The 1,991-nt window shown below is 63.4% G+C and carries 2 protein-coding genes; one reads left to right on the forward strand and one right to left on the reverse strand.

What is annotated here, in order from left to right; all coding sequences use genetic code 11:
• The first annotated feature begins 183 nt into the window (after positions 1-183).
• Positions 184-1,482, forward strand: a complete 1,299-nt coding sequence (locus NKJ21_RS27290) for an ISNCY family transposase (RefSeq protein ID WP_254733409.1) — start codon at positions 184-186, stop codon at positions 1,480-1,482.
• Positions 1,483-1,592: 110 nt separating this feature from the next.
• Here the strand turns inward: NKJ21_RS27290 and NKJ21_RS27295 are convergent.
• Positions 1,593-1,991: GNAT family N-acetyltransferase (locus tag NKJ21_RS27295; RefSeq protein ID WP_254733411.1), on the reverse strand; the 399-nt coding region annotated here is incomplete at its 5' end.

Here is a 1,991-nt window from a genome sequence, read left to right on the forward strand (position 1 = left end):
CGATTTCGATCCGAAAGTCGCCGTTCTGGCGGCGCACGCTAATCAGGATCCGGCCGCCGCGCCCTTCCGGAAAGCCATGCCGGACGCAATTGGTCTGTAATTCACCGATAGAGATGTCACCCGCCTCACCGTTAGAGATGACACAGTCGCTTCTTTCGGCCTTGGCGTTGAAGGTGACGGCGGATGACGGTGATCACGATGAGCCGCACAGAGCTCAGCCGGCTGCGTGTCATGATCGATCTGGCGGACGGTCGGACGCGCGTTGAAGACGCCGCAGCGCTAATGGGGTTGCAGCGCCGCCAGGTGTACCGCCTGCTCGACGCCTTCCGCGCCCACGGCCCAGATGCTCTGATTTCTAAGCGCCGTGGCAAGCCGAGCAATCGTGCTCACGGCGCGACCTTTCGCCAGACCTGTTTGGCCATCGTCCGCGAGCGCTACGAGGATTTCGGACCGACTCTAGCGGCCGAGAAGCTGGCCGAGGTGCACGGCCTGCCGATCGGTATCGAGACGCTGCGCCAGTGGATGATCGAAGATGGAATCTGGGTGCGCCGGCGCGACCGGGTCAAGCGCGTCCATCAGCCCCGCCATCGGCGCGATTGCCTGGGCGAACTGGTCCAAGTCGACGGCTGCGAGCACTGGTGGTTTGAGGATCGCGGTCCGCAATGCACGTTGCTGGTCTTTGTCGATGACGCCACCAGTCGGCTGATGCACCTGAGCTTCGTCGCCAGCGAGAGCGCTTTTGCCTACTTCCAGGCCATGCGGGCTTACTTGGAGGATCACGGCAAGCCGATCGCACTCTACAGCGACAAGCACTCGGTTTTCCGGATCAACCGCACCGACGCTGCCAACGGCGGCGACATGACCCAGTTTGGTCGGGCCCTGCACGAGCTCAACATCGATATTCTTTGCGCCAACGCGCCTCAGGCCAAGGGACGCGTCGAGCGCGCTCACAAAACGCTGCAGGACCGCTTGGTGAAGGAGCTGCGCCTGGCCGGCGCGGACGGAATCGAGGCTGGCAACGCCCTGCTCCCGGGATTTATGGCTGACTACAACCGCCGCTTCGCAAAGCCTGCGCGGCTCGACAAGGATCTGCATCGGCCGCTCGCGCCGCAGGACGATCTGGACGGAAGCTTCGCCTGGCGCGTTGAGCGCACAGTCACGCACTCTCTGACGGTCCAGTACGATCGCGTGATGTTCATTCTTGAGCCGAATGAGATCACACGCGCCCTGCCCCGCAAGAAAGTCACGATCTACGACTTCCCAGACGGTCGGATTGAGGTTCGCCATCAGGGTTTGGCCCTGCCCTATCGTACATTCGATAGGATCACCCGCGTCGATCAGGGCGCCATCGTTGAGAACAAGCGGCTCAGCGAAGCTCTGGAACTGTGTCGAAAAATGCAGGCCGAGCTGCCGCCGAAGGTTAGGAGCCGCAAGGCGCCGGCGCGGTCAGCACAGATCGGGCACATGTTCACAACGATCTAGTTCGGAAGGCTCGCACGGAACAGCTGCGGACCTGTGGTGCGCTGGCCGGGCGGTCGTGCGCTGCGCATGTTGAAAGCTGCGCGCCCGCCCTTCGGCCAACCCTAACGCTCCTAGTCTGTGTCATCTCTAATGGTGAGAAAAAGTGTCTTCTCTAACCGGCGTAGACACTCGGAAAAGCCGCATTTGGTGAGCAGCGCCGCCGAGGCGTGGTTGTGCGGCTGGCAGGCCGCCTCGAGCCGATGGAGTCCCAAGCCCTTGAACGCGAACCGGATCAGGGTCTGGACGGCGTCGGCCATATAGCCCTGGCGGGTGTAGGGCCGGCCGATCCAGTAGCCCATCTCCACCTGGCCCTCGGCGTGGGTGAACAGCCCGACGACGCCGATCAGGCCCTCGTCGGCCAGTTCGATGGCGAAGGTGTTGTCGCGCGCCCGGTCCTGGGTTCCGCAGCGGGCCACGAAGTCCTCGGCGTGAGCCCGGGTATAGGGCGAGGGCATCCGCGTCGTCATCCG

The organism is Klebsiella sp. SWET4 (assembly GCF_024296565.1).
GTDB lineage: Bacteria > Pseudomonadota > Gammaproteobacteria > Enterobacterales > Enterobacteriaceae > Klebsiella > Klebsiella variicola.

Excerpts from the sequence above, each read along its gene's own strand:
- NKJ21_RS27290 (WP_254733409.1), top strand. The coding sequence starts at position 184 with ATGACGGTGATCACGATGAGCCGCACAGAGCTCAGCCGGCTGCGTGTC.